The sequence below is a fragment of the Sphingomonas sp. Leaf62 genome, from assembly GCF_001421915.1.
Lineage (GTDB): Bacteria > Pseudomonadota > Alphaproteobacteria > Sphingomonadales > Sphingomonadaceae > Sphingomonas.
Genome location: NZ_LMLN01000030.1, coordinates 52,007 through 75,167 on the forward strand (window position 1 = coordinate 52,007; position 23,161 = coordinate 75,167).

The window sequence follows — 23,161 nt, forward strand, 5'->3', positions numbered from 1 at the left end:
TCTCTTTCAATGCCCGCGCCCATTCGCGGGTTGGGTTTCGTTCAGTACGTTGCTGCAGAAATATGGGTGCGGCGCCACAGCATCGCCAGTCCCGTGATCGTCAGGTCTTGTTCGATCGAATCGAAGACCTGCGTGTGTTTCTCGAACAGGATCGCCAGACCGCCGGTGGCGATCACGCGGACGGGGCGGCCGATTTCCGCCTTCATCCGCGCGACCAGCCCCTCGATCATCGCAATATAGCCCCAATAGATGCCGATGTGCATCTGATCGGCGGTATTACGGCCGATCACCGTCTTAGACGCCGGCGCCTCGATCGCGATACGCGGCAGCTTGGCTGCCGCCGTCACCAGCGCATCAAGCGACAGGTTGATGCCCGGCGCGATGATCCCGCCCTTATACGCCCCCGTATAGTCCACCACGTCGAACGTCGCGGCCGTGCCGAAATCGACGACGATCAGGTCGCCGTGATGAGCCGCATGCGCCGCGATCGCATTCAATGCGCGATCGGCACCGACCGTATGCGGCTCCTCGACATCGAGCGCGATGCCGAATGTCGCCGCGCCGCGCCCGGCAACGAGTGCTTCGACCCCGAAATATTTGCTGGCGAGCACTTCGAGGTTATGCAGCGCACGCGGAACGACCGTGCCAATAATGACCGCCTCTACCACCGCCCGGTCACGTCCGCCCAGTGCCAGCAACTGGCTGAGCCATACCGCATATTCGTCCGCGGTCCGACGGGGATCGGTCGCGATGCGCCAGCGCGCGACGATCGTTTCGTCGTCGACCAGCGCGAAGACGATGTTGGTATTGCCGGCATCGATCGCAAGCAGCATCGAACTTCCCCGTCACGCCCGACCGGCGTGGTTCCCCTTCCCGCTAGAGGGTGCAGCGGGCCACGACAAGCGCTCCGCCATGCCGCACACGCATTGTAACGACCGCTTCACGCCGAAACATCGCCAGCGTGGACGATTACCGGCTTGCCGCCCTGATCGATCAACCGCAACGCTCCATCGACTTCAAGGCCGGCGAACCGTCCCGATTGCTCACGACCGTCGGGCAACCGCACGCGAAGCGATGTGCCGACAGGATGCGCCATCTTTTCCCAAGTACTGCGGACGATCGACAGATCGCCCATCCGCCACCGCGCGACCCAAACCGCAAAACGGTCGCAAAGCTTCACGAGCAACGCGTCTGGCCCGACGCTGACACCTTCCGCTGCGAGGGAGGTGGTCGATCGGTCGGGAAGCATTGGATGCGAGGAAAGATTGACGCCGAAGCCGATGACCACCGCATTGCCGGATCGTTCGAGCAGAATACCGGACAGCTTCGCATCGCCGACCATCAGATCGTTCGGCCATTTGATCGTCGCGATCCCCGGCGCAAACGCCGCAACCGCTTCGGCCAAGGCGACTGCGGCGACCAGCGTCAGGGTATGCGCCGGCGGATCATGAGGACGCAACCGAACGATCGTGCTGGCAAATAAATTGCCCGCACCGTCCGCCCAGTTCCGCCCTAACCGACCTCGCCCCGCCGATTGACGTTCGGCCCGCAACCAGAGGCCTTCCTCGGCTCCGGTCGCGGCAGCGGCGATCAGGTCGGCATTGGTCGACCCGGTCTCGCCGACAACCCGAATCGTCAGAACAGTGCCCGAGCCGCCGTCAGCGACCACGCCGACAGCGCCGGGATCAGGAACAGGCTGACCGGCGAGATCACCACCGCCGCAGCAAGCGTCAAACCGCCCTCAACCAACGCCGGTTCGCGCAGGAACTCCGGTGCCGGTTCGTCGAAGTACATCGTCTTGACGACGCGCAGATAATAATAGGCACCGATCGTCGAGGCCGCGATTCCGATGACCGCCAGCGGGAACAGGCCAGCCTGCACCGCCGCATCGAACACCGCGTATTTGGCCCAGAAGCCGAACAACGGCGGGATACCGGCGAGCGAAAACATGAAGATCGCCAGCGCCAGCGCGAGGGCCGGGCGCGTCCGCGACAGGCCCGAAAGGCTCGCCAGCGTTTCCAGCGGCTGCCCGTCGCTGCCCCGCATCTGCAGGACAACGAGGAACGAACCCAGCGTCATCACGACATAGACGGCGAGATAGAACAACACGCCCGCCACGCCCTGCGACGAACCGGCGGCCAGTCCGATCAGCGCGAAGCCGACATTGTTGATCGACGAATAGGCCAGCAGCCGCTTGACGTTCGTCTGACCGATCGCGCCCACCGCGCCGAGCAGGATCGAGGCGAGTGCAGCAAAGACCACGATCTGCCGCCACTGGTCCACCGCCGGACCCATCGCCTCGACAGCGACGCGCAACGCCATCGCCATCGCCGCGACCTTGGGTGCGGACGCGAAAAACGCGGTCACCGGGGTCGGTGCGCCCTCATACACGTCCGGCGTCCACATGTGGAACGGCACCGCCGCCAGCTTGAACGCGATGCCCGCGAACACGAACACCAGCCCAAACAACAAGCCCATGTTGCGCGGCCCGGCATAGGCCGTCGCGATATCGGTGAACAGCGTCGTGCCGGAAAAGCCATATACCAGGCTGATGCCATAGAGTAGGATGCCCGACGCCAGCGCACCGAGCACGAAATACTTCAGGCCCGCCTCGGCCGAACGCGTATCACGGCGCATGAAGCTCGCCAGCACATAGGCCGCAAGGCTTTGCAGCTCGAGCCCGACATACAGCAGCAGCAGGTCCGACGCCGAGACCATCATGCCCATGCCGCAGGCCGACAACAGGATCAGCACCGGATATTCGGGCTTCAGATCGTCGCCGCTGGTCCGTTCGAAGAAACGGGGGGCGATGATGATCGCGACGGCCGATGCGAAATAGATCAGCACCTTGGCAAACGCCGCAAAGGCATCCGCGCGATACATGCCACCAAAGGCAGTACCACCCGACGATCCATTACCGATCAGCGCGACGCCGGCCCCCGCCAGTACGAAGACCGCCGCGATGCTGACGCTGCGTGTTGCCGCCTGCTTGCCCCATGCCGATACCAGCATCAGGACGATCGCCCCGACTGCGAGAACCAACTCGGGCAGAGTCATCGAAAGTTGTTCGGCGTAGCTCATCAGTGCGATTCCCCGTGCGCCGCTTCACCGCCGCCCGTTCCATGTTCCGCGGCTTTCGCCGCCGCCGCCGCCGGACTGCCGGCAGTCGGCTGTGAGTCCGAAGCTGGCGCTGCCCGTTCGATGCGAGCGAGCAGGACACCGACATCCTTGCGCATCGGCGCAAGGAAGCTCTCGGGGTAGACGCCCATCCACAACACAACCGCTGCGATCGGTGCCAGCATCGCCAGTTCGCGCATCGACACGTCGCGCATCGCCTTCACATCGTCATGCACCAGATCACCAAGGACGATACGGCGGTAGAGATAAAGCGAATAGGCAGCACCAAGGATGATACCGGTCGTGCAGATCAACGCCGCCCATGTCGAAACCCGATAGGTACCGGCAAGGCTCAGGAACTCGCCGACGAAACCCGACGTACCCGGCAGGCCGATCGACGCCATGGTGAACAGCAGGAAGAACACGGCATAGCGCGGCATATTGATCGCCAAACCACCATAGCGCGCGATCTCGCGGGTATGCAGACGGTCGTAGATGATGCCGACGCACAGGAACAGCGCGCCCGACACCAGCCCGTGGCTGAGCATCACGATCATTGCGCCTTCGATCCCCTGCTGGTTGAAGGCGAACAGGCCGATGGTCACGATCGCCATGTGCGCGACCGAGGAATAGGCAATCAGCTTCTTCATGTCCGACTGCACCAGCGCCACGAGCGAGGTGTAGACCACCGCGATCGCCGACAGCGTCAGGATCAGCCAAGTCAGTTCGCCCGAGGCCTCCGGGAACATCGGAAGCGAGAAGCGCAGAAAGCCATAGCCGCCGAGCTTCAGCAACACGCCCGCCAGAATGACCGAACCGGCAGTCGGTGCCTGCACGTGGGCGTCGGGCAACCAGGTATGGACCGGCCACATTGGCATCTTGACAGCAAACGACGCGAAGAAGGCGAGCCACAGCCATGTCTGCACCTGTACCGGGAAATCATACGCCATCAGCGTCGGGATATCCGAGGTACCTGCCGTGCGGATCATGTAGATCATCGCAATCAGCATCAGCAGCGAGCCGAGCAGCGTGTACAGGAAGAACTTGTACGATGCATAGATGCGGTTCGCCCCGCCCCATATCCCGATGATCAGGTACATCGGGATCAGGCCGGCTTCAAAGAACACGTAGAACAGCAGCAGATCCTGCGCTGCGAAGGTGCCGATCATCAGCACCTCGACGCTCAGGAACAGCGCCATATATTCCGGCACGCGATTGGTCACCGACTTCCACGAAGCACCGATACAGATCGGCATCAGGAAGACGCTGAGCATGATCAGCATCAACGCGAAACCATCGATGCCGAGCGCATAGCGGAACACGCCGAAGTCACCGAGCGCCGGTGCCTCGACAAACTGCCACTGCGCGCCGCCGATATCGTAGTTGGCCCAAAGAAGTACGCCCAACACGAAGTTGACCAGCGTGGCGACCAACGCCGTCCAGCGCGCTCCGTTCGCTGATACGAACAGGCACAGCATCGCTGCGACCGCCGGTACCAGCAGCATCACCGACAGGATCGGGAAGCCGTTCACGAGTTATTCCCCCGAACCAATTGCTTGAAACCGCGCATCACGACGCGATCGCCCAGGTAACTGCCGCCGTCAGGCCGATCAGCATGACAAAGGCATAGGTGTAGAGATAGCCGGTCTGCATTCTGACCGCGAGGCGGCTGGAAAAGCCGACCAGTGCCGCAGACCCATCTGGACCGAAGCGGTCGATCGTCTGTTCGTCGCCGCGCTTCCAGAAGAAACGGCCAAACGCAAAGGCCGGACGGACGAAGAGCAAATGATACAACTCGTCGAAATACCATTTGTTGAGCAGGAAGCGATGCAGCACGCGGAACGTGTCCGCGATCGCCGCCGCCGTACCCGGCCGCAGGATATAGACGTAGAATGCACTCGCCAGCCCGATCAGCATCACGATGGTCGCGGCCAACTTCACCAGCACCGGCACCTCGTGCATCGCGTGCATCAGATGCTCGTTGTAGAACAGGCTGCCCTTCCAGAACGTCTCGCCGGCGTCCCCGCCGATGAACCAATGGTTGAAGACATAGCCGGCAGCGACCGCACCAACCGTCAGCACGATCAGCGGGATCAGCATTACGATCGGGCTCTCATGCGGATGATAGCCCGCCGTACCTTCGACGACATCGGTCGCATGCGCGTCATGGGTCGACGGGGCATGACCCGCGTCTTCGGCGGCCGGATGTGCGTCGTGATGCGCATGATCGTCGTGCCCGCGATGACCGTGCGCATCATGGACCGCGTGCTGGATATGCTCCGACCCGACCCAACGAGGCTTCCCGAAGAAGGTCAGGAACATCAACCGCCACGAATAGAAACTGGTGAGCAGCGCCGCGAAGGTACCGACATAGAAGGCACCATAGCCGCGCGGACCCGCCGCCCAGGCTGCTTCAAGGATCGCATCTTTCGAGTGATAGCCGGCAAAACCGCCCACCTCGTAGATACCGACACCGGTGATCGCGAGCGTACCCGCCATCATCGCCCAAAAGGTCAGCGGGATATGCTTCCGCAGGCCACCATAATACCGCATGTCCTGTTCATGGTGCATCGCATGGATGACCGAGCCGGCACCTAGGAACAGCAGCGCCTTGAAGAAGGCGTGCGTGAACAGGTGGAACATCGCCGCGCCGTAAGCCCCGACGCCCGCCGCAAAGAACATATAGCCGAGTTGCGAACAGGTTGAATAGGCGATGACGCGCTTGATGTCGGTCTGGACCAGCCCGATCGTCGCAGCGAACAGGCAGGTCGCAGCACCGATGCCCGTCACGACGGCTAGCGCCGTGGGCGAGGTTTCGAACATCGGCGACAGACGGCACACCATGAAAACGCCAGCGGTGACCATCGTCGCCGCGTGGATCAGCGCCGACACCGGGGTCGGGCCTTCCATCGCATCCGGCAGCCACGTGTGCAGGCCAAGTTGCGCCGACTTGCCCATCGCACCGACGAACAGCAGCAGGCAGAGCACCGTCATCGTGTCGGCACGGAACCACAGGAAACCAATGGTCGAACCGGCCATCGACGGCGCGGCTTCGAGAATTGCCGGGATCGAAATCGTACCGAACACCAGATAGGTGCCGAAGATGCCGAGCATAAAGCCAAGGTCGCCGACGCGGTTGACGACGAACGCCTTGATCGCGGCGGCATTTGCCGACGGCTTCTTGAACCAGAAACCGATCAACAGATACGATGCCAGGCCGACGCCTTCCCAACCGAAGAACATCTGCACCAGATTGTTTGCAGTCACGAGCATCAGCATCGCGAAGGTGAACAGCGACAGGTAGCTGAAAAAGCGCGGCTGATCGGGGTCCTCGCTCATATAGCCCCAGCTATAGAGGTGGACGAGCGCGGACACACTGGTGATGACGACCAGCATGACCGCGGTCAACGCATCGACCCGCAATTCCCATGCGATGTCCATGCCGCCCGACAGAATCCAGGTCGACACCGGGGCCACATTCGCCTGCGCCGCGCCGGTCAGGAACGGGATAAAGATCGACCACGACAGCGCGGCCGCGATCAACAGCCCGGCGGTCGTGATGATCTTCGGCACCGCGATACCGAAAGCGCGGTTCAACAGTCCCGCGACGATCGATGCCAGCAGCGGCAGGAACACGACGATATGGATGGCGCTCACGAAAGCACCCCCGAAACCCGAAAAGCCACCGGCATCACCCCTTCATCCGGTTGACGTCGTCGACCGCGATGGAACCGCGACCACGGAAATAGATGACCATGATGGCCAGCCCGATCGCGCTCTCCCCGGCGGCGACGGCCAGTACGAACATCGCAAAAATCTGACCGACGAGGTCGCCCAGCTGTGCCGAGAAGGCCACGAAATTGATATTCACCGCCAGCAGGATCAGTTCGATCGACATCAGGATGACGATCAGATTCTTGCGGTTCAGGAAGATGCCGAGCACCCCCAACGTGAACAGGATCGCCGCGACGACCAGATAATGGGTCAGTCCGATCACAGCTCCACCCCCTGCCCAATGGGCTGATTGACGTTGCGAACGGCATCCTTCGCACGACGGTTGATCTGGCGATTGATGTTCTGCGCCTTGGCATCCGCCCGCTTGCGCTGCGTCAGCACGATCGCACCGATCATCGCGACCAGCAGGACCAGCCCGACACCCTCGAAAACATAGAGATAGCGCGAATACAGCAGCCGGCCGATTGCCTCGATATTCGGCACCGCCGCTTCGGTCGGCGCGATGCGCCGCGCAAGGTCGATCCGGGCCGCCGTCCATGCATAGGCACCGACGATGAGTTCGACGGCGAGCAGCACCGCCAGCGCCAGCCCGGCAGGCAGGTACCGAACGAAGCCGGCGCGCAATTCGGTGAAGTCGATGTCGAGCATCATGACCACGAACAGGAACAGGACCGCGACCGCGCCGACATAGACGATGACGAGGAGCATCGCGATGAATTCAGCTCCGCACAGGACCATCAGGCCCGCCGCGTTGAAGAAGGCGAGGATCAGCCACAGCACCGAATGGACCGGGTTGCGCGACGTGATCGTCAGCGCAGCCGATGCCACCACGACCGTGGCGAACAGATAGAAGGCGAGTGTCTGGATCACGAGCGCTGCTCTTCCCCCTGCCCGCCCCGCGTGTTGCTGCGGGACGAAACGCTAATCGATTGGCCGGCGAAGCGAGGTTTCTCGTCCCCGCCGGTACGGAATATGCGCGCCATTACCGATAGGGCGCGTCGCTCGCAAGGTTCGCGGCAATCGCGCGTTCCCAGCGGTCACCATTCGCGAGCAGCTTGTCCTTGTGATAGATCAGCTCCTCCCGCGTTTCGGTGGCGAATTCGAAATTCGGCCCTTCGACGATCGCATCGACCGGGCAAGCCTCCTGACACAAACCGCAATAGATGCACTTGGTCATGTCGATGTCGTAGCGGGTCGTCCGGCGACTGCCGTCCTGGCGCGGCTCGGCCTCGATCGTGATCGCCAGCGCGGGACATACCGCCTCGCACAGCTTGCACGCGATGCAGCGCTCTTCGCCATTGGGATAACGACGCAGCGCATGCTCGCCGCGGAAGCGGGGCGAGATCGGATTCTTCTCGTACGGATAGTTGATCGTTGCCTTGGCTTTGAAGAAGTACCGCAGCGTCAGCGCGTGCGCTTTCACGAACTCCCACAGAGTGAACGATCGGATGGTCTGGGCGATACTCATGCTGGCAATCCTACGCGCTGGATCATCAGCCAGCCCGACACGAGGAAAACGAAGGTCAGCGACAGCGGCAGGAAGATCTTCCAGCCAAGCCGCATCAGTTGGTCATAGCGGTACCGGGGAACCGTTGCCTTGATCCAGCTGAACACGAAGAAGAAGAAGAAGGTCTTCGCGAGAAACCAGATGATGCCCGGCACGAGATAGAGCGGAGCCCAATCGACCGGCGGCAGCCACCCGCCCCAGAACAGCAGCGCATTCAGCGCGCACATCAGGATGACGTTGGCATATTCGCCGAGCCAGAACAGCGCGAACGCCATCGACGAATATTCGGTCTGGTAGCCCGCGACCAGCTCCGATTCCGCCTCGGTCAAGTCGAACGGGGCGCGCGCCGTCTCGGCAAGCGAGGAAATCAGGAACACCACCGCCATCGGAAACAGCAATGGGTTGAAACCGAAACCATTGATGAAGCCGAAGATATGCGCTCGCTGTTCGAGGACGATCGTCGTCAGGTTGAACGATCCGGCCCACAGCACCACCGAGAGCAGCACGAAGCCGATCGCGACTTCATAGCTGACCATCTGCGCGGCGGCACGCAGCGCCGAATAGAACGGATATTTTGAGTTCGACGCCCAACCCGAAATGATGACGCCGTAGACGCCGAGCGACGAGGCGGCGAGAATGTAGAGCAGACCGACATTGATGTCCGCCACCACCACCCCGACGTCAAACGGGATCACTGCCCACACAATCAGCGCGACGGTGAAGGTGATGATCGGCGCCAGCAGGAACAGGCCGCGATTGGCCGACGACGGCACGATCGTTTCCTGCAGAAACACCTTCAGGCCGTCGGCAAACGACTGGAGCAGCCCGAACGGGCCAACGACGTTGGGACCACGCCGCAGCGCCATCGCCGCCCAGATCTTGCGATCGGCGTAAATGATCATCGCCACCGCCAGCATCAGCGGCAAGGCGATGACCAGAATGCCGATCAGCGTCGCAACGGTCCACGCCCAGCCATAGGGCATGCCGACAGTAGTTTCGAAAAACGAGGTCACTCGGCGGCCTCCGCGAAATCCTGGCCATGGACAAGTTCGGCCGAACAACGCTGCATCGTCGGGCTGGCCCGGCAGATCGCGTTGGTCAGATAGAAGTCGGTCACCGGGTAGGTCACCGTCCCCGAGGCCTTAACGTCGAGTACCGGCGGGTTCCAGTCAAACCGTACCAGACCTTCCTGACCCAGTTCGGGCACGGCCGCCGCCATCGCCGCACGGACGCCGTTGAAATCATCGAACGGCAGCGTCACGCCAAGCACTTCCGCCAGCGCGCGGAAAATCGTCCAGTCCTCGCGGGCGTCACCTGGCGGGAACACCGCGCGGTCACCCCGCTGCACACGGCCTTCCATGTTGACGTAGGTGCCGGCCTTTTCGGCATAGCTCGCTCCCGGCAGGACGATATCCGCCGCCGCCGCGCCCTTGTCGCCATGATGGCCGACATACACCTTGGTCGCGCCAGCGAAATTGCTGAAGTCGACTTCATCGGCACCGAGGAAGAATACCAACTTCGGGCTCGCCGCGACGATATTGGCGATACCGCCGGACTGCGCATAGCCGAGCATCAGCGCGCCCATCCGCGCGGCCGCAAGGTGAACGACATTGAAGCCGTTCCACGTCGTGCCATCCTCGAGCGTTCGGACCAGATTGCCGTCTTTCGCCAGCTTCAAGGACGCGCCGTGACCGTTCCGGAGCGCGGCGGGACCGACGATGACCATCGGCCGTTTGGCCGCATCCATCGCTTCGGCTGCACGGTCGGGCAGACCACCGAGCAGACCGAGATCGTCGCCCAGCCATTCCGCCTTGTACGTTAGATCGACATTAAGGCCGATCGCGAACACCCGCGCCCCCTTCTTGATCGCCTTGCGGACACGCGTGTTGATGAGGGGGGCTTCATGACGCAGATCGGTCCCGACCAGCAGGATCGCATCGGCATCCTCTACGCCCGCGATCGTCGAGTTGAATGCGACGGCACCGAGATTGGTGACGTCGTAGTCCATGCCCGTCTGCCGCCCTTCCAGCAGCGACGAACCCAGTGCATTCACCAGCGCCTTGGCCGCGAACATGGTCTCGCAATCGAGCAGGTCGCCCGCGATCGCCGCAACCGACGCTCCCGCATTGACCGCCGCGATGGCAGCGAAGGCGTCGTCCCATTCGGCCGCGACCAGCTTGCCGTCCTTCCGGACATAAGGCTTGTCGAGACGGCGACGGACCAGACCGTCGACGGCATGGCGCGTCTTGTCGTGCGCCCATTCCTCATTGACGTCTTCGTTGATCCGCGGAACGCAACGCAACACCTGCCGCCCACGGCTGTCGAGACGGATATTGGTGCCGACCGCGTCCATCACGTCAATGGCGAGCGTCTTCTTGAGCTCCCACGGACGCGCCTCGAACGCATAGGGCTTCGACGTCAGCGCACCGACCGGGCACAGATCGACGATATTGCCCGACAGCTCGCTCGATACCGCCTGCTCGAGATAGCTGGTGATCTGCATATTCTCGCCGCGATAGATCGCGCCGATTTCCTCGACCCCGGCGACCTCCTCGGCAAAACGGATGCAGCGCGTGCACTGGATGCAGCGTGTCATCACCGTCTTGACGATCGGCCCCATATATTTTTCGGTGACCGCGCGCTTGTTCTCATCATAACGCGACTGGCCCCGACCATAGGCGACCGACTGGTCCTGCAGGTCACACTCGCCACCCTGATCGCAAATCGGGCAATCGAGCGGGTGGTTGATGAGCAGGAACTCCATCACGCCCTCGCGCGCGGCCTTCACCATCGCGCTGTCGGTGCGGATTTCCTGGTTATCGGCGGCGGGCAGCGCGCACGAAGCCTGCGGCTTGGGCGGTCCCGGCTTCACCTCGACCAGACACATCCGGCAATTGCCGGCGATCGACAGCCGTTCGTGATAGCAGAAGCGCGGAATTTCCTTGCCCGCCGCTTCGCAAGCCTGAAGGACCGTCGCGCCCTGCGGCACTTCGACTTCGACCCCGTCTACTTTTACCTTCGGCATTATTCGGCCGCTTCCATCATGGGCGACATCCCGCCGCCGTTCTTCTCGTTGATCCGCCGCTCGAGTTCGGGGCGGAAATTCTTGATCAGGCCCTGGATCGGCCATGCCGCCGCGTCGCCCAGCGCGCAGATCGTATGGCCTTCGACCTGCTTGGTGACCTGTTGCAGCATGTCGATTTCGGACAGCTCGGCGTCGCCGGTGCGCAGCCGCTCCATCACCCGCCACATCCAGCCCGTGCCTTCGCGGCAAGGCGTGCACTGGCCACAGCTTTCATGCTTGTAGAAATAGCTGAGCCGGCTGATCGCGCGGACGACGTCGGTCGACTTGTCCATGACGATCACCGCCGCAGTGCCGAGGCCCGATCCGACTGCCTTCAGGCCATCGAAATCCATCGGCGCGTCGATGATGTGCTCGGCCTTGACCAGCGGCACCGACGATCCGCCGGGGATGACGCAGAGCAGATTGTCCCAGCCACCGCGAATGCCCCCGCAATGCTTGTCGATCAGCTCGCGGAACGGGATGCTCATCGATTCCTCGACGACACACGGCCGGTTCACATGCCCGCTGATCTGGAACAACTTGGTCCCACGGTTATTCTCCGCACCGAAGCTGGCGAACCATTCGGGACTGCGGCGCAGGATCGTCGGCACGACCGCGATCGACTCGACATTGTTAACCGTCGTCGGGCAGCCATAAAGTCCGGCCCCGGCCGGAAAAGGCGGCTTCAGACGGGGCTGGCCCTTCTTGCCCTCGAGGCTTTCGAGCATCGCGGTCTCTTCGCCGCAGATATACGCCCCTGCGCCACGGTGCGCGAAGACGTCGAAGTCATAGCCCGAGCCGCAAGCATTTTTGCCAAGCAGACCCTTGGCATAGGCTTCGGCGATCGCCGCGAACAGCGTTTCGGCCTCGCGAATATATTCGCCGCGAATGTAGATGTACGCCGCCCGCGCACGCATCGCGAAGCCCGCGACCAGCGCGCCTTCGATCAGCTTGTGCGGATCGTGGCGGATGATCTCGCGATCCTTGCACGAACCCGGCTCGGATTCGTCGGCGTTGATGACGAGGAAGTTCGGCCGGTCGGGCTTGGGAGCCTTCGGCATGAACGACCATTTGGTGCCGGTCGGAAACCCTGCACCGCCGCGTCCGCGCAAGCCCGACGCCTTGATCCGGTCGATGATCGTGTCGGGACCAAGCTGCAACAGCGCCTTGGTATTGTCCCAATCGCCCCGCATCACGGCGGCGTCGAGGTTCCATGGCTGGAACCCGTACACGTTGGTGAAGATGCGATCCTTGTCGGCCAGCATCCTTATCGTCCCTTCCCGATCGCCTTTTCGGCGACAAAATAAACGGCAACCATCGTAGCGATGCCGATGGCGACGCCGAGAAGTTTCAGCGCGCCAACGAACAGTTCGAGCGCGATCCACAACACGACGACACCGACCAGTGCCGCAATCAACAGGCTGCCCAGCGCCCTCACGAAGCCGTTCCCCATTCGGATCGGTAATCGTGATTCTCGGTCATCATCGCGGCGAGGTTGGTCGGTTCACCGACCGGTTCGACGGTGTGCCGGCCCGGCTCCTGCGTACCGGGTTGGGGCCATTCGCCTTTGCCCAACGCCTCGAGGATCGCGGTCATACGATCATAGTCGAGATCTTCGTAATTGTCGTCGTTGATCTGGACCATCGGCGCCGACGCGCAATTGCCCATGCACTCGACCTCGGTCAGCGTGAATAGGCCGTCGGGCGTAGTCTTACCCTTGGTCAGTCCACGATTTTTGCACGCCGCGAACACGTCATCCGATCCCCGCAGCATGCATGGCGTCGTGCCGCAGACCTGCACATGATAGCGGCCAACCGGCGCGAGATTGAACATCGTATAGAAGGTCGCGACCTCGTACACCCGCATATAGGCCATGCCGAGTTCACGCGCGACGAACTCGATTACCGGTACTGGCAACCAACCCTGGGTATGCGTCTCGGCTCCGACCTGCCGCTGGGCAAGGTCGAGGAACGGGATGGTGCACGACTGCTGCCGCCCTTCAGGATAGCGCGCGACGATCTCGCGTGCCTTCTCGGCGTTGGCGGGGTTCCAGGCGAAATTGCCCCAGCGCGCGCGGACCTCCGCTTCGTCGGGGATGTTGGGGGCGTCGGCCATCAGCGAATAAACTCCACGCGGCTGACTTTGTCGCCGCTGAACGAATAGACGGTCATCACGTCGAACGGTTCGGCGTCGGCCGAACGGCGGACGCGTTCGTGCAGTACGACGCGCTCGCCCAGTTCGAACGACTGCAGGACTTCGGCATGGTTCTGCGGAAATTCGGCAAAGACCGTCGCCATGCCGCTTTCCACGCCAGCGCGGCCGTCACGAACCACGTCACCACGGTACTGGGCTTCACAGCCGTCATCAGCGAAGAAGGCGGCATAACCGCCCGCGTCGCGCGCATTGTAGCGCTCCATCATCGCCATCACGGTATCGAGGCGGCTCAACGGTCGCACTCCCCGAACACGATGTCCATCGCACCCAAAATGGCGGTGATGTCCGCGAGCATATGCCCCTTCGACATGAAATCCATCGCCTGCAGATGGCTGAACGCGGTCGGTCGGATCTTCACCCGGTACGGCTTGTTGCTGCCGTCCGAAACCATGTAGATGCCGAATTCGCCCTTGGGGCTTTCGGTCGCAACATAGACTTCGCCGGCGGGCACATGATAGCCTTCCGTGTAGAGCTTGAAGTGATGGATCAGTGCTTCCATCGACTGCTTCATCTCGCCACGCTTGGGTGGCACGACCTTGCGGTCGTCGCTGGCGATCGGCCCTTCGGGCATCTGTGCCAGACATTGTTTCATGATGCGTGCCGACTGGTACACTTCCTCGACGCGGACCATGAACCGGTCGTAGCAGTCGCCGCGCGTGCCGACCGGCACGTCGAACTCGACCCGGTCATAGGCGTCATACGGCTGCGCCTTACGGATGTCCCACGGGATACCCGCGCCACGAATCATCGGGCCGGAGAAGCCCCAGCGCACCGCGTCCTCCCGGCTGACGATGGCGATGTCGACATTGCGCTGTTTGAAGATGCGGTTTTCCGCGACGAGGCTGATTGCATCGCCGAACAGACGCGGCAGACGCGTGTCGAGCCATTCGGCGATATCGGTCAGCAGCTTGAGCGGAACGTCCTGACGAATGCCACCCGCACGCAGGAAGTTCGCATGCATCCGGGCGCCCGATGCCCGCTCGTAGAAATTCATCGTATCTTCGCGCAGCTCGAACATCCACAGGTTCGGCGTCATCGCGCCCACGTCCATGACATGCGAACCAAGGTTCAGCATGTGGTTCATGATACGGGTCAGCTCGGCAAAGAACACACGCAGATACTGGGCACGCAACGGCACCTCGATATCAAGCAGCTTTTCGACCGCGAGGACGTAGCTGTGCTCCATGCACATCGGCGAGCAGTAATCGAGCCGGTCCATGTACGGTAACGCCTGCGCGTACGTTTTGTACTCGATCAGCTTTTCGGTGCCACGGTGGAGCAGACCGACGTGAGGGTCGATCCGTTCGATGATCTCGCCGTCCAGTTCGGTGACAAGACGCAACACACCGTGTGCAGCCGGATGCTGCGGACCGAAGTTGATCGTGTAGTTCTGGATTTCGACGTCGCCTGGGGTCGGGTTGGCGGCGTCGATCTGGTGATCGTAATCGGCCATCACTTATTCTCCGCGGACGAAGCCGTCGCATCGGGCGAAGGAACGTCGGGATCGACCGGCTTGCTGTCGGCCTGATTACCGGGATGCGGCTTACCCGCGCCGGTATCGGCCGAACCTTCGGTCACCTTGGGCTTATCGACCTGCGGCGCAGCATCCTTGGTCCGTTCATCGGCGCGCTTGACCTGATCGGCAGTCGCCGTCGACTGTGCACCGGGAGCCTGTCCCACGGCAGGCTTCGGCTCGGCAGCCTTCTCATCACCCGGCAAGACGTATTCGGCGCCTTCCCATGGGCTCATAAAGTCGAAGGTGCGGAAATCCTGTGCCAGTTTGACCGGTTCGTAGACGACGCGCTTGGCTTCTTCCGAGTAGCGCATTTCTACATAGCCGGTCAGCGGGAAGTCCTTGCGCAACGGATGGCCGCGAAAGCCGTAATCGGTTAGGATACGGCGCAGATCGGCATTGCCCGTGAATAGTACGCCGTACATGTCGTACACTTCACGTTCGAGCCAGCCGGCATTGTACCAGATGCCAGTTACCGACGGCACCGGCAGTTCCTCATCGGTCGTCACGCGCACACGGATGCGATGGTTCCGTGTCATCGACAGGAGATGATAAACGACGTCGAACCGTTCGGCCCGCTCGGGATAGTCTACGCCGGCAATCTCGGCCAGCATCTCGTATTTGAGCCCCGGCGTATCGCGCAACGTTTCCATCGCAATGACCAGTCGATCGCGATCGACGGTCAGCGACACTTCGCCGACCAGATCCTGCGCGTGGACCAGCATATCGCCAAGTACCGCCGTCGCCGTCTCGACCACGCCGTCATTGGGTGCGTAGCGGGGTGCAGGCGCCCTCACCGTTCGATGCTCCCCGAACGACGGATTTTCCGCTGCAGCTGCATTACGCCGTAGAGCAACGCTTCTGCGGTTGGCGGGCAACCAGGAACGTAGATGTCGACCGGCACCACGCGATCGCAGCCGCGAACGACGCTGTAGCTATAATGATAATAGCCGCCGCCATTGGCGCAGCTACCCATCGAAATGACGTATTTCGGTTCCGACATCTGGTCGTAGACGCGACGCAGTGCCGGGGCCATCTTGTTGCACAGCGTACCGGCGACGATCATCACGTCCGACTGGCGCGGCGATGCACGCGGGGCAGCGCCAAACCGCTCCATGTCATAGCGCGGCATGTTGACGTGGATCATTTCGACCGCGCAGCAGGCGAGCCCGAACGTCATCCACCACAGCGACCCGGTGCGCGCCCACTGAAACAGGTCTTCGGCCGAAGTGACCAGAAAGCCCTTGTCGGTCAGTTCGCCGTTCAGGTCGTTGAAGAAACCCTGATCGGGAGCCTGCACCGGCACACCGGCCACGTTGCCCGCGCCGAATCCGTGCGGCGGCGTCGTCAGTTCTACTCCCATTCGAGAGCTCCCATCTTCCAAGCATATACGAGACCCAGCGCCAATTCGCCGATGAAGACCATCATCGACACCCACGCGGTCCAGCCGAGGTCAAAAACCGACACTGCCCAAGGATATAGGAATGCTGCTTCCAGATCGAAGATGATGAACAGGATCGCGACCAGATAAAAGCGTACGTCATATTGGCTGCGCGAATCCTCGAACGCGGGAAAGCCGCATTCATATTCGGTCAGCTTTTCCGGTGTCGGCTTATGCGAACCGGTGAAACGCGATGCCACCATCGGCAGTACGACGAACGCCGTCGACAGGACCAAGGCAATGCCCAGGAACATCAGGATCGGCAGATATTGCGACAGGTCGACCAAGGCAGGGTCTCTCGCGGTTGCGGTATGGATGGAGCCGGCTTTAGGCCGATGCCGCGGGGGCATCAAGGGCGGAACAGGATGAGAATCACTCTCATTTCCGCCGATACCGGATACGGCACGGTTTACACCCCCGCAGGTACCGCCTGGGGGTCAACGCGCTTGTCTTCAGTACCCGACCACGCGGCCGGGCAGATCTTTACAGGCTCAGCGAAGGGCGCCGGCGACCAGCTTGTGCAGACGCGTCTGCATCTGTTCGTTGCTGGCCAGCACCTCGCCCTTTTCATAGGCGCGATCGGCACCACGGTAATCGGTGACGAAGCCGCCCGCCTCGCGCACCAGCAACATGCCAGCGGCAATATCCCACTTCTGCAAGCCCGATTCCCAGAAGCCGTCGAAACGGCCCGCTGCGACATAGGCGAGGTCGAGAGCGGCTGCCCCGAAGCGGCGGATGCCGGCGACTTCCGGGGCGACCGCACCGAAGATCCGGGTCCACTCGGTAAAATTGCCATGGCCGAGGAACGGGATGCCGGTCGCGATCAGTGCCTCCGACAGGTCGCGACGCGACGATACGCGCAACCGTTGCCCCTGCAGCCATGCGCCCCGGCCCTTTTCGGCCCAAAAGCCTTCGTCGGTGATCGGGTTGTAGACCATCGCCGTCGTAATCTCAGGCTTGCCGCCCGCGCCGTTCGGCTCCTCGACCGCGACCGAGATCGCGAAATGCGGGATACCGTGCAGGAAGTTATTGGTGCCATCTAGCGGATCGACGATCCAGCGCGGCTTGGTCGGGTCGCCCGCAACCTCGCCGCCCTCTTCCAGCAACATGCCCCAGTCGGGCCGTGCCTTGCGCAGTTCCTCGACCAGCGTTTCCTCGGCGCGCTTGTCGGCCAGCGACACGAAGTCGGCCGGCCCCTTGCGGCTGACCTGCAGATGCTGGACCTCGCCGAAATCGCGGCGCAGGCGCGGGCCGGTCTTGCGGACGGCGCGTTCGATGACGGTGATGAGACCGGACTGGGCGGACATTTCTTCTGTTCCTGCTTGTTTCTACTTGGCAGCGCCGCGGGCGAAGCCCGCGTCGTCGGTCGCGCGTTCGCGCGCCGGCCGGGCTTGCGGCTCGGCGGAATAGCAGCTGCTATTCCGTCCGGCCGCTGCGCCTCAATCCGCCCGCCTTACATAGGTCTGCTCATACACATCGACCACGATCCGCGTACCGGCCGCGATGTGTGGCGGGACCATTACGCGAACGCCGTTGTCGAGGACGGCCGGCTTGTAGGACGACGACGCCGTCTGCCCCTTTACGACCGCATCGGCTTCGAGGATCGTCGCCTCGATCGTGTCGGGCAACTGGACGCTGATCGCTTCCTCGTCATACATTTCCATCACGACGTCCATGCCGTCCTGCAGGAACGCGGCAGCGTCGCCCAGCAGGTCGCGCGGCAACGACACCTGATCGTAGGTAATCTTGTCCATGAACACCAGCATGTCGCCTTCGGGATACAGGAACTGAAAGTCCTTGGTATCGAGGCGGATCCGCTCGACGCTTTCGGCGGAGCGGAAACGGACGTTGTTCTTGCGGCCGTCGCGCAGGTTCTTCAGCTCGACCTGCATATAGGCGCCGCCCTTGCCCGGCTGTGTATGCTGGATCTTCACCGCGCGCCAGATGCCGCCTTCATACTCGATGATGTTGCCGGGGCGAATGTCGACGCCGCTGATCTTCATGACGAACCATACCTGTTGGAAAGAGCGAAGCAGCGCCCTTACCGCTCAGTCCGTCCGCGGGCAAGCAGCGGATAGGGATCGATCGCGCGGCCCTGGTGCCAGGCTTCATCGGGCAGCAGCCGTTCGATGCCGAAATGCAGATGGGTGTTTCCCGTTCCGGCGTTGCCGGTATCGCCGACCGTCCCGATCGTTTCACCGGCGCGCACCGGCATGCCTTCGCGCAGACCCGGCGCGTAGTTGGCGAGGTGCGCATAATAATAGGACAGCCGCCGGTCGGGAGCCCGGACATAGGCGGTCACCCCGCCGCCCCCGTCGCTGTAGAACAGCTTCTCGACGACGCCGTCCGCTGCCGCGACGACGGGCGTGCCGCCGGCGGCCATGATGTCGGTGCCGGTATGGCCGCGCGATCCGCCGCTGCGGCTTTCGCCCCAGCTGTCCCGGATATCGGTCCAGCGCACGCCCCGTACCGGCAGGACCAGCATTCCCGTCGGAGCCTTTTCTATCGACACCGGTGGGTTTGCGGCCCGCCGCGGTGCCGCCGCTCTGCCGAAATCGACCAGTAGCGCGGCGAGCGCGGCGAGCGCGAAGAAGAGACCGAGAAACGTCCAGCCGATCCGGTTCATAGCCCCTTGCCCTTATGGCTGGAAGATCGCCGGAGTGCCAGGCTTGACCATCAGCGACAGGCGGGCCGCGTCCCAGTTGGTCAGGCGGATACAGCCATTGCTTTCGGTCTTGCCGATATTCTGCGGCTCGGGCGTGCCGTGGATGCCGTAATGCTCCTTCGACAGGTCGATCCAGACCACGCCGACCGGATTGTTCGGGCCGGGGGGCACGATCTCCTTGCTGTCCGACTTGTCGGCGTGGCGCAGGATGGCCGGATTATATTGCCAGTCGGGATTGGGAGCGACGCCCTGAATCGTCCATTTGCCGATCGGCAGCGGATCGTGCGACGACCCCATCGTCGCCGGAAACTGGGCGAGGATGCGGTCGCCGGCATAGGCGCGCAGCCATCCTTCCGACTTGTCGACGACGACGCGGTCGGCCTGCGGCTGATTCGCATCGACGTTCAGATTGGCGAGCGTCTGGCGATATTCGGGCGACCAAGTGTCGGGATAAGCACGCGAGGCAGGAAGAATGTTGGGGAAGACGACGCGGGTGCCCACGCTCAGCATCGTCTCGCGGCTGTTGAGCGCGACCAGCGTGGCGGGGGTGGTGTGGAACATCTCGGCCAGCTTTTCGAGCGGGGAGCGATAGCCGAGCGTGGTCAGCTTCGCCTGATCGGCATATTCCTTCGGGATCGGGTTGGTGTACGGACCGGCGAGCGCGCGTTCGGACAGGGTCAGCGTGACCGTCGCCGGACGCATTCCGGGGTTGAGCGCGCGCAGGGTCGCAGGGTCAAGCTTGCCGGTGACGGGCAGATCACGGGCCGACTGGAAACCGCGCAACGCCTTGGCGAAGGCCGGGCTGTCCCGACCGTCGATCGTGCCGACGGTGAAGCCGTGCCGGTCGAGCAGGACCTGCGCGTGCAGGACGTTCCGATCGATCGCCGGCAGCCCCTTCGTTGCGGGCTTCGGTGTCGCGGACGATGACGGTGCGGGCGTCGGTGCCTGCGCCATCGCCGCGCCGCCCATCAGGATCGCCGCCCATGCCAGTCGCTTCATCACCCGTCCCCAAAGTCGTTGAGGCTGGATAACGATCGGACGGCAAAGACGTTTCCGACTATCCGAGAACCTCGGCAAAGGCGCGGACGGCGGCGGCTTCGTCGCCGCTCCACACCGCGCCCGAGACGGCGAGGAAGTCCGCGCCGGCAGCGACCAGCGGCGCGGCGTTGGCGGGGGTGATCCCGCCAATCGCGACGCTGGGCAGTTCGAACACCGCCGACCACCATGACAGGATCACCGGTTCGGCGACGTGCCGCACGTCCTTGGTCGTGGTCGGGTAGAAAGCACCGAAGGCGACATAGTCGGCACCGGCCTCCCCCGCCTCCATCGCGAGGTGGCGGCTGTCGTGCGCGGTCACGCCGATCTGGGCGTTGAGGCCGAGCACGTCGCGCGCCTCGCGTGGGTCGCCGTCCTCCTGTCCCAGATGGACGCCGTCGGCACCCAGCCGCTTGGCGAGGCTGATGCTGTCGTTGACGAGGAACGCGACGTCCCGGTCGGCGCAGATGCGCTGGAGCGGTTCGGCCAGACGCGCCGCGGCGTGCTGGTCGATGTCCTTTACCCGGAACTGGAAGGCGGCGACCGGACCCGCGTCGAGCGCGCGGGCAAGCCGGTCGGGAAAGGCGCCGGTCACGTCGAGCGGCGAAACCAGATAGAGCTGGCACGGCGGGCGGCGCACGTCGCGGACGAACTGCTTCGCGAAATCGGGGGAGAGCGGGCCGAGCGGATCTTCGTCAAGGGTCATGGCCCCTCCCTGCCCCAGCCGCGCGGCGGGTGGAAGGGCGCGTGGGGGCCAAAGGTCACAAAAGTCACACTCGCGCGCGATTGCTGCGGATGACGATCGCGGGCCAAAGGTCACGAAAGTCACACTTGCACATGGTTGGTGCGGGTGTCGCAGTGCCGGGCCGATTGGTGATCCTCACCCTGGGTTCCGGATCGAGTCTAGGGTGACGGTATGGCACCGCGTCTGGCTACGATGGCAAAGAGCACCGGACGCGCGAACGTCCGATGCCCTTTTGTCACGGTTCGCGATCGGTAGGAAAGCGTTACGCAGCGACCAGCGTCTTTTCGGTCGAGGCGCAGTGGATTTCGTCGATCGCTTCACCCAGTGCCGCGTCGAATTCGGCGTCAGTCATCTGGTGACGCAGGTCCGACAGCAGCGCGCGGCTGAAGCTGGCGATGATACCGGGGTTCTTGGCCAGTTCGGCGCAGGCTTCGGTGCGGCCGAACCCGCCCGACAGTGCCACGACGCGCAGCACGCGCGGATGGTCGACCAGCGGCTGGAACAGGCCCGGCGTGGCCGGCAGCGACAGCTTCAGCATGACCTTGTCATCGCCCGGCATCGCGTCGAGCGCCTTCAGCGTTTCGTCGAGCAGGATCGCGTCGGCTTGCGCACGCTCGGCACTCTTGATGTTCACTTCGGGTTCGATGATCGGCATCAGCCCGGCGGCGAGCACCTGCGCCGCGACCTCGAACTGCTGCTGGACAACCGCGGCAATGCCTTCGCGGTTGGCGAGGTTGATGACCGAGCGTTCCTTGGTGCCAAAGATGCCCAGCGCGGCGGCATGGGCGAGCAGTTCGTCAAGACCGGGGTTCGGCTTCATCAGCTGCACGCCGTTCGCTTCGTCCTCCAACCCCTTGTCGATCTTCAGGAACGGCACGACGCCCTTATCGGCCAGCGCCTGCGGCACCGGCTTGCCGCCCGCCTGCCCGTTCATGGTGCGTTCGAACAGGATCGCGCCGATCACCTTGTCGCCGGTGAACGCGTCCGACAGGATGATACGGGCACGCATGTCGTGGATCAGGCCGAACATCTCCTCGTCGGTGCTCCACGCATCGTCCTCGACGCCATAGCCCTTCAGCGCCTTCGGCGTCGAACCGCCGCTCTGGTCGAGCGCGGCGATGAAACCCTGTCCGTCGGCAATCTTCGCAGTCATGTCAGCGGTATTCATGTCGATCCCCTTGGGTTCTCAAGAAAATGTCAGAGGGCGAGCCAGCGCCGCAGCGCCTGATCCACCTGCTCCATCGATGTTGCCGTTGCCTGACCGAGGACGCGGACGATGCGGCTGCGGCGCAATGTCTTGATCTTGTCGACCTGCGCCTCGCTTTCGACCGAGACCCCGGTCGCGTCGGATGGGGCGAAGGGCACGCGGAACAGCGTCTCGCCACCGGTCAGGCTGGTCATCGGGACGAGCGTGACCGAGGCGTGCGCTTCGTTGAACAGGTCGGATTGCACGACCAGAAAGGGTCGGCGCTTGTTGGCCAGTGCCTCGGGTCCTTCGACCAGCACGATCATGCCGCGGCCTATTTCCACCGGCCGTCCTCCGCTTCGACGCGATCGAAAAACGCCCAGTCGGCACCGTCGTCGCGCGCGGCGGCGCGTTCGGACTGGCGACGGGCTTCGGCGCGAAACGCTTCGTCATGGAGTTCGACGTACCGACGGACGGCATCGCGGGCGATGTCGCTCTTGGAACGGCCCTGCGACCGGGCGACGTTGGCCAGCCGCTCTTCCAGCTCGGTATCGAGTCGTACGCCTAGCACCCGGTGCCACCTCCGTTTAACGTGTTGAACGGGTACGGCAGGTTGCGGTTGGGATCAAGCTGGTTGTTTTGCGGGTGGCTGTTTCAGAAGAAGTTGGTTCGCGCGAAGGCGCGAAGGCGCAAAGAGAAGAATTGGTTCGTGCAGAGAGGCGGAGACGCGGAGGGGTTGCGGTCGCGGTACCGTCTCGCGTCAGCGAGACCTTCATTCTTTCGGCAACGAGCAGATTGGAGGCCGCTGGCGCGGCAGTCCGATCCGCAAGGACGACGTCCTCTACGCCTCTGCGTCCCTGCGCGAACCCTCTTCTCTTTGCGCCTTCGCGCCTTCGCGTGAACCAACTACCTTCCTGAAACCGAACGCCACAGCGCGTC

General features: G+C 63.1%; 26 protein-coding genes. All 26 read right to left on the reverse strand.

Annotated features, from left to right (window positions below; translation table 11 throughout):
* Positions 1–41: 41 nt before the first annotated feature.
* Positions 42–833: a type III pantothenate kinase gene (locus ASE91_RS15520; RefSeq protein ID WP_056627743.1), complete on the reverse strand. Its 792-nt coding sequence runs from the start codon at positions 831–833 to the stop codon at positions 42–44.
* Between the two features lie 107 nt (positions 834–940).
* Positions 941–1,669 (reverse strand): biotin--[acetyl-CoA-carboxylase] ligase, encoded by a 729-nt coding sequence (locus ASE91_RS15525; RefSeq protein WP_235530520.1) that lies wholly within the window; start codon positions 1,667–1,669, stop codon positions 941–943.
* Positions 1,636–3,081 carry an NADH-quinone oxidoreductase subunit NuoN gene (gene nuoN / locus ASE91_RS15530; RefSeq protein ID WP_056627749.1) on the reverse strand — a complete coding sequence of 482 codons (1,446 nt, stop codon included), beginning with the start codon at positions 3,079–3,081 and terminating at the stop codon, positions 1,636–1,638. The genes ASE91_RS15525 and nuoN overlap by 34 nt, the downstream gene beginning before the upstream one ends.
* Positions 3,081–4,649, reverse strand: a complete 1,569-nt coding sequence (locus tag ASE91_RS15535; RefSeq protein WP_056627752.1) for an NADH-quinone oxidoreductase subunit M — start codon at positions 4,647–4,649, stop codon at positions 3,081–3,083. The genes nuoN and ASE91_RS15535 overlap by 1 nt, the downstream gene beginning before the upstream one ends.
* A 37-nt stretch (positions 4,650–4,686) precedes the next feature.
* Positions 4,687–6,774, reverse strand: a complete 2,088-nt coding sequence (nuoL, locus tag ASE91_RS15540; RefSeq protein WP_056627756.1) for an NADH-quinone oxidoreductase subunit L — start codon at positions 6,772–6,774, stop codon at positions 4,687–4,689.
* 34 nt (positions 6,775–6,808) lie between these two features.
* Positions 6,809–7,114 (reverse strand): NADH-quinone oxidoreductase subunit NuoK, encoded by a 306-nt coding sequence (gene nuoK, locus ASE91_RS15545; protein WP_055755914.1) that lies wholly within the window; start codon positions 7,112–7,114, stop codon positions 6,809–6,811.
* Positions 7,111–7,722, reverse strand: a complete 612-nt coding sequence (locus ASE91_RS15550; protein WP_056627759.1) for an NADH-quinone oxidoreductase subunit J — start codon at positions 7,720–7,722, stop codon at positions 7,111–7,113. The genes nuoK and ASE91_RS15550 overlap by 4 nt, the downstream gene beginning before the upstream one ends.
* Positions 7,723–7,834: 112 nt before the next feature.
* Positions 7,835–8,320, reverse strand: coding sequence for an NADH-quinone oxidoreductase subunit NuoI (nuoI, locus tag ASE91_RS15555; protein WP_055999366.1), 486 nt, complete (start codon positions 8,318–8,320; stop codon positions 7,835–7,837).
* A complete protein-coding gene (gene nuoH, locus ASE91_RS15560; RefSeq protein ID WP_443024559.1) occupies positions 8,317–9,342 on the reverse strand; it encodes an NADH-quinone oxidoreductase subunit NuoH in 1,026 nt (341 codons plus the stop codon). The genes nuoI and nuoH overlap by 4 nt, the downstream gene beginning before the upstream one ends.
* A gap of 26 nt (positions 9,343–9,368) precedes the next feature.
* A complete protein-coding gene (nuoG, locus tag ASE91_RS15565; RefSeq protein WP_056627768.1) occupies positions 9,369–11,384 on the reverse strand; it encodes an NADH-quinone oxidoreductase subunit NuoG in 2,016 nt (671 codons plus the stop codon).
* Positions 11,384–12,688, reverse strand: a complete 1,305-nt coding sequence (nuoF, locus tag ASE91_RS15570) for an NADH-quinone oxidoreductase subunit NuoF (protein WP_055999375.1) — start codon at positions 12,686–12,688, stop codon at positions 11,384–11,386. The genes nuoG and nuoF overlap by 1 nt, the downstream gene beginning before the upstream one ends.
* 2 nt (positions 12,689–12,690) lie before the next feature.
* Positions 12,691–12,861 (reverse strand): hypothetical protein, encoded by a 171-nt coding sequence (locus ASE91_RS15575; RefSeq protein ID WP_156357885.1) that lies wholly within the window; start codon positions 12,859–12,861, stop codon positions 12,691–12,693.
* A complete protein-coding gene (locus ASE91_RS15580; RefSeq protein ID WP_056627774.1) occupies positions 12,858–13,538 on the reverse strand; it encodes a complex I 24 kDa subunit family protein in 681 nt (226 codons plus the stop codon). The genes ASE91_RS15575 and ASE91_RS15580 overlap by 4 nt, the downstream gene beginning before the upstream one ends.
* Positions 13,538–13,870 carry a nuclear transport factor 2 family protein gene (locus ASE91_RS15585; protein WP_235530521.1) on the reverse strand — a complete coding sequence of 111 codons (333 nt, stop codon included), beginning with the start codon at positions 13,868–13,870 and terminating at the stop codon, positions 13,538–13,540. Before ASE91_RS15585 ends, ASE91_RS15580 begins: the two co-directional genes overlap by 1 nt.
* Complete coding sequence (locus tag ASE91_RS15590) at positions 13,867–15,090, reverse strand: NADH-quinone oxidoreductase subunit D (protein WP_055999383.1); 1,224 nt, start codon at positions 15,088–15,090, stop codon at positions 13,867–13,869. The genes ASE91_RS15585 and ASE91_RS15590 overlap by 4 nt, the downstream gene beginning before the upstream one ends.
* On the reverse strand, positions 15,090–15,947 hold the full coding sequence (locus ASE91_RS15595) for an NADH-quinone oxidoreductase subunit C (protein WP_055999386.1): 858 nt from the start codon (positions 15,945–15,947) through the stop codon (positions 15,090–15,092). The genes ASE91_RS15590 and ASE91_RS15595 overlap by 1 nt, the downstream gene beginning before the upstream one ends.
* On the reverse strand, positions 15,944–16,513 hold the full coding sequence (locus ASE91_RS15600; RefSeq protein ID WP_056627778.1) for a NuoB/complex I 20 kDa subunit family protein: 570 nt from the start codon (positions 16,511–16,513) through the stop codon (positions 15,944–15,946). Before ASE91_RS15600 ends, ASE91_RS15595 begins: the two co-directional genes overlap by 4 nt.
* On the reverse strand, positions 16,504–16,878 hold the full coding sequence (locus tag ASE91_RS15605; protein ID WP_055999393.1) for an NADH-quinone oxidoreductase subunit A: 375 nt from the start codon (positions 16,876–16,878) through the stop codon (positions 16,504–16,506). The genes ASE91_RS15600 and ASE91_RS15605 overlap by 10 nt, the downstream gene beginning before the upstream one ends.
* 204 nt (positions 16,879–17,082) lie before the next feature.
* Positions 17,083–17,898: an inositol monophosphatase family protein gene (locus ASE91_RS15610; RefSeq protein WP_056627781.1), complete on the reverse strand. Its 816-nt coding sequence runs from the start codon at positions 17,896–17,898 to the stop codon at positions 17,083–17,085.
* Positions 17,899–18,030: 132 nt separating this feature from the next.
* Complete coding sequence (efp, locus tag ASE91_RS15615) at positions 18,031–18,594, reverse strand: elongation factor P (protein ID WP_056627785.1); 564 nt, start codon at positions 18,592–18,594, stop codon at positions 18,031–18,033.
* Between the two features lie 38 nt (positions 18,595–18,632).
* A complete protein-coding gene (locus ASE91_RS15620; RefSeq protein ID WP_055999403.1) occupies positions 18,633–19,217 on the reverse strand; it encodes a M23 family metallopeptidase in 585 nt (194 codons plus the stop codon).
* Between the two features lie 12 nt (positions 19,218–19,229).
* Complete coding sequence (locus ASE91_RS15625) at positions 19,230–20,255, reverse strand: L,D-transpeptidase family protein (protein ID WP_056627788.1); 1,026 nt, start codon at positions 20,253–20,255, stop codon at positions 19,230–19,232.
* Positions 20,256–20,313: 58 nt separating this feature from the next.
* A complete protein-coding gene (gene thiE / locus ASE91_RS15630; protein ID WP_056627792.1) occupies positions 20,314–20,997 on the reverse strand; it encodes a thiamine phosphate synthase in 684 nt (227 codons plus the stop codon).
* 301 nt (positions 20,998–21,298) lie between these two features.
* Positions 21,299–22,204, reverse strand: coding sequence for a fructose bisphosphate aldolase (locus tag ASE91_RS15635; protein ID WP_056627795.1), 906 nt, complete (start codon positions 22,202–22,204; stop codon positions 21,299–21,301).
* Between the two features lie 29 nt (positions 22,205–22,233).
* Entirely contained in the window at positions 22,234–22,566 is a 333-nt protein-coding gene (locus ASE91_RS15640; RefSeq protein WP_235530522.1) for a type II toxin-antitoxin system PemK/MazF family toxin, read from the reverse strand.
* Positions 22,557–22,793 (reverse strand): ribbon-helix-helix protein, CopG family, encoded by a 237-nt coding sequence (locus ASE91_RS15645; RefSeq protein WP_055755911.1) that lies wholly within the window; start codon positions 22,791–22,793, stop codon positions 22,557–22,559. The genes ASE91_RS15640 and ASE91_RS15645 overlap by 10 nt, the downstream gene beginning before the upstream one ends.
* Positions 22,794–23,161: the final 368 nt, after the last annotated feature.

What these genes read in the sequence shown, in the direction of transcription:
- ASE91_RS15600 (WP_056627778.1), bottom strand. Translation starts at nt 16,513, where the DNA reads ATGGGAGTAGAACTGACGACGCCGCCGCACGGATTCGGCGCGGGCAAC.
- ASE91_RS15610 (WP_056627781.1), bottom strand. Translation starts at nt 17,898, where the DNA reads ATGTCCGCCCAGTCCGGTCTCATCACCGTCATCGAACGCGCCGTCCGC.
- ASE91_RS15635 (WP_056627795.1), bottom strand. Translation starts at nt 22,204, where the DNA reads ATGAATACCGCTGACATGACTGCGAAGATTGCCGACGGACAGGGTTTC.
- ASE91_RS15580 (WP_056627774.1), bottom strand. Translation starts at nt 13,538, where the DNA reads ATGGCCGACGCCCCCAACATCCCCGACGAAGCGGAGGTCCGCGCGCGC.
- ASE91_RS15520 (WP_056627743.1), bottom strand. Translation starts at nt 833, where the DNA reads ATGCTGCTTGCGATCGATGCCGGCAATACCAACATCGTCTTCGCGCTG.
- nuoH (WP_443024559.1), bottom strand. Translation starts at nt 9,342, where the DNA reads ATGCCCTATGGCTGGGCGTGGACCGTTGCGACGCTGATCGGCATTCTG.
- ASE91_RS15625 (WP_056627788.1), bottom strand. Translation starts at nt 20,255, where the DNA reads ATGAAGCGACTGGCATGGGCGGCGATCCTGATGGGCGGCGCGGCGATG.
- thiE (WP_056627792.1), bottom strand. Translation starts at nt 20,997, where the DNA reads ATGACCCTTGACGAAGATCCGCTCGGCCCGCTCTCCCCCGATTTCGCG.
- ASE91_RS15590 (WP_055999383.1), bottom strand. Translation starts at nt 15,090, where the DNA reads ATGGCCGATTACGATCACCAGATCGACGCCGCCAACCCGACCCCAGGC.
- nuoG (WP_056627768.1), bottom strand. Translation starts at nt 11,384, where the DNA reads ATGCCGAAGGTAAAAGTAGACGGGGTCGAAGTCGAAGTGCCGCAGGGC.
- ASE91_RS15620 (WP_055999403.1), bottom strand. Translation starts at nt 19,217, where the DNA reads ATGAACCGGATCGGCTGGACGTTTCTCGGTCTCTTCTTCGCGCTCGCC.
- efp (WP_056627785.1), bottom strand. Translation starts at nt 18,594, where the DNA reads ATGAAGATCAGCGGCGTCGACATTCGCCCCGGCAACATCATCGAGTAT.
- nuoF (WP_055999375.1), bottom strand. Translation starts at nt 12,688, where the DNA reads ATGCTGGCCGACAAGGATCGCATCTTCACCAACGTGTACGGGTTCCAG.
- nuoN (WP_056627749.1), bottom strand. Translation starts at nt 3,081, where the DNA reads ATGAGCTACGCCGAACAACTTTCGATGACTCTGCCCGAGTTGGTTCTC.
- nuoI (WP_055999366.1), bottom strand. Translation starts at nt 8,320, where the DNA reads ATGAGTATCGCCCAGACCATCCGATCGTTCACTCTGTGGGAGTTCGTG.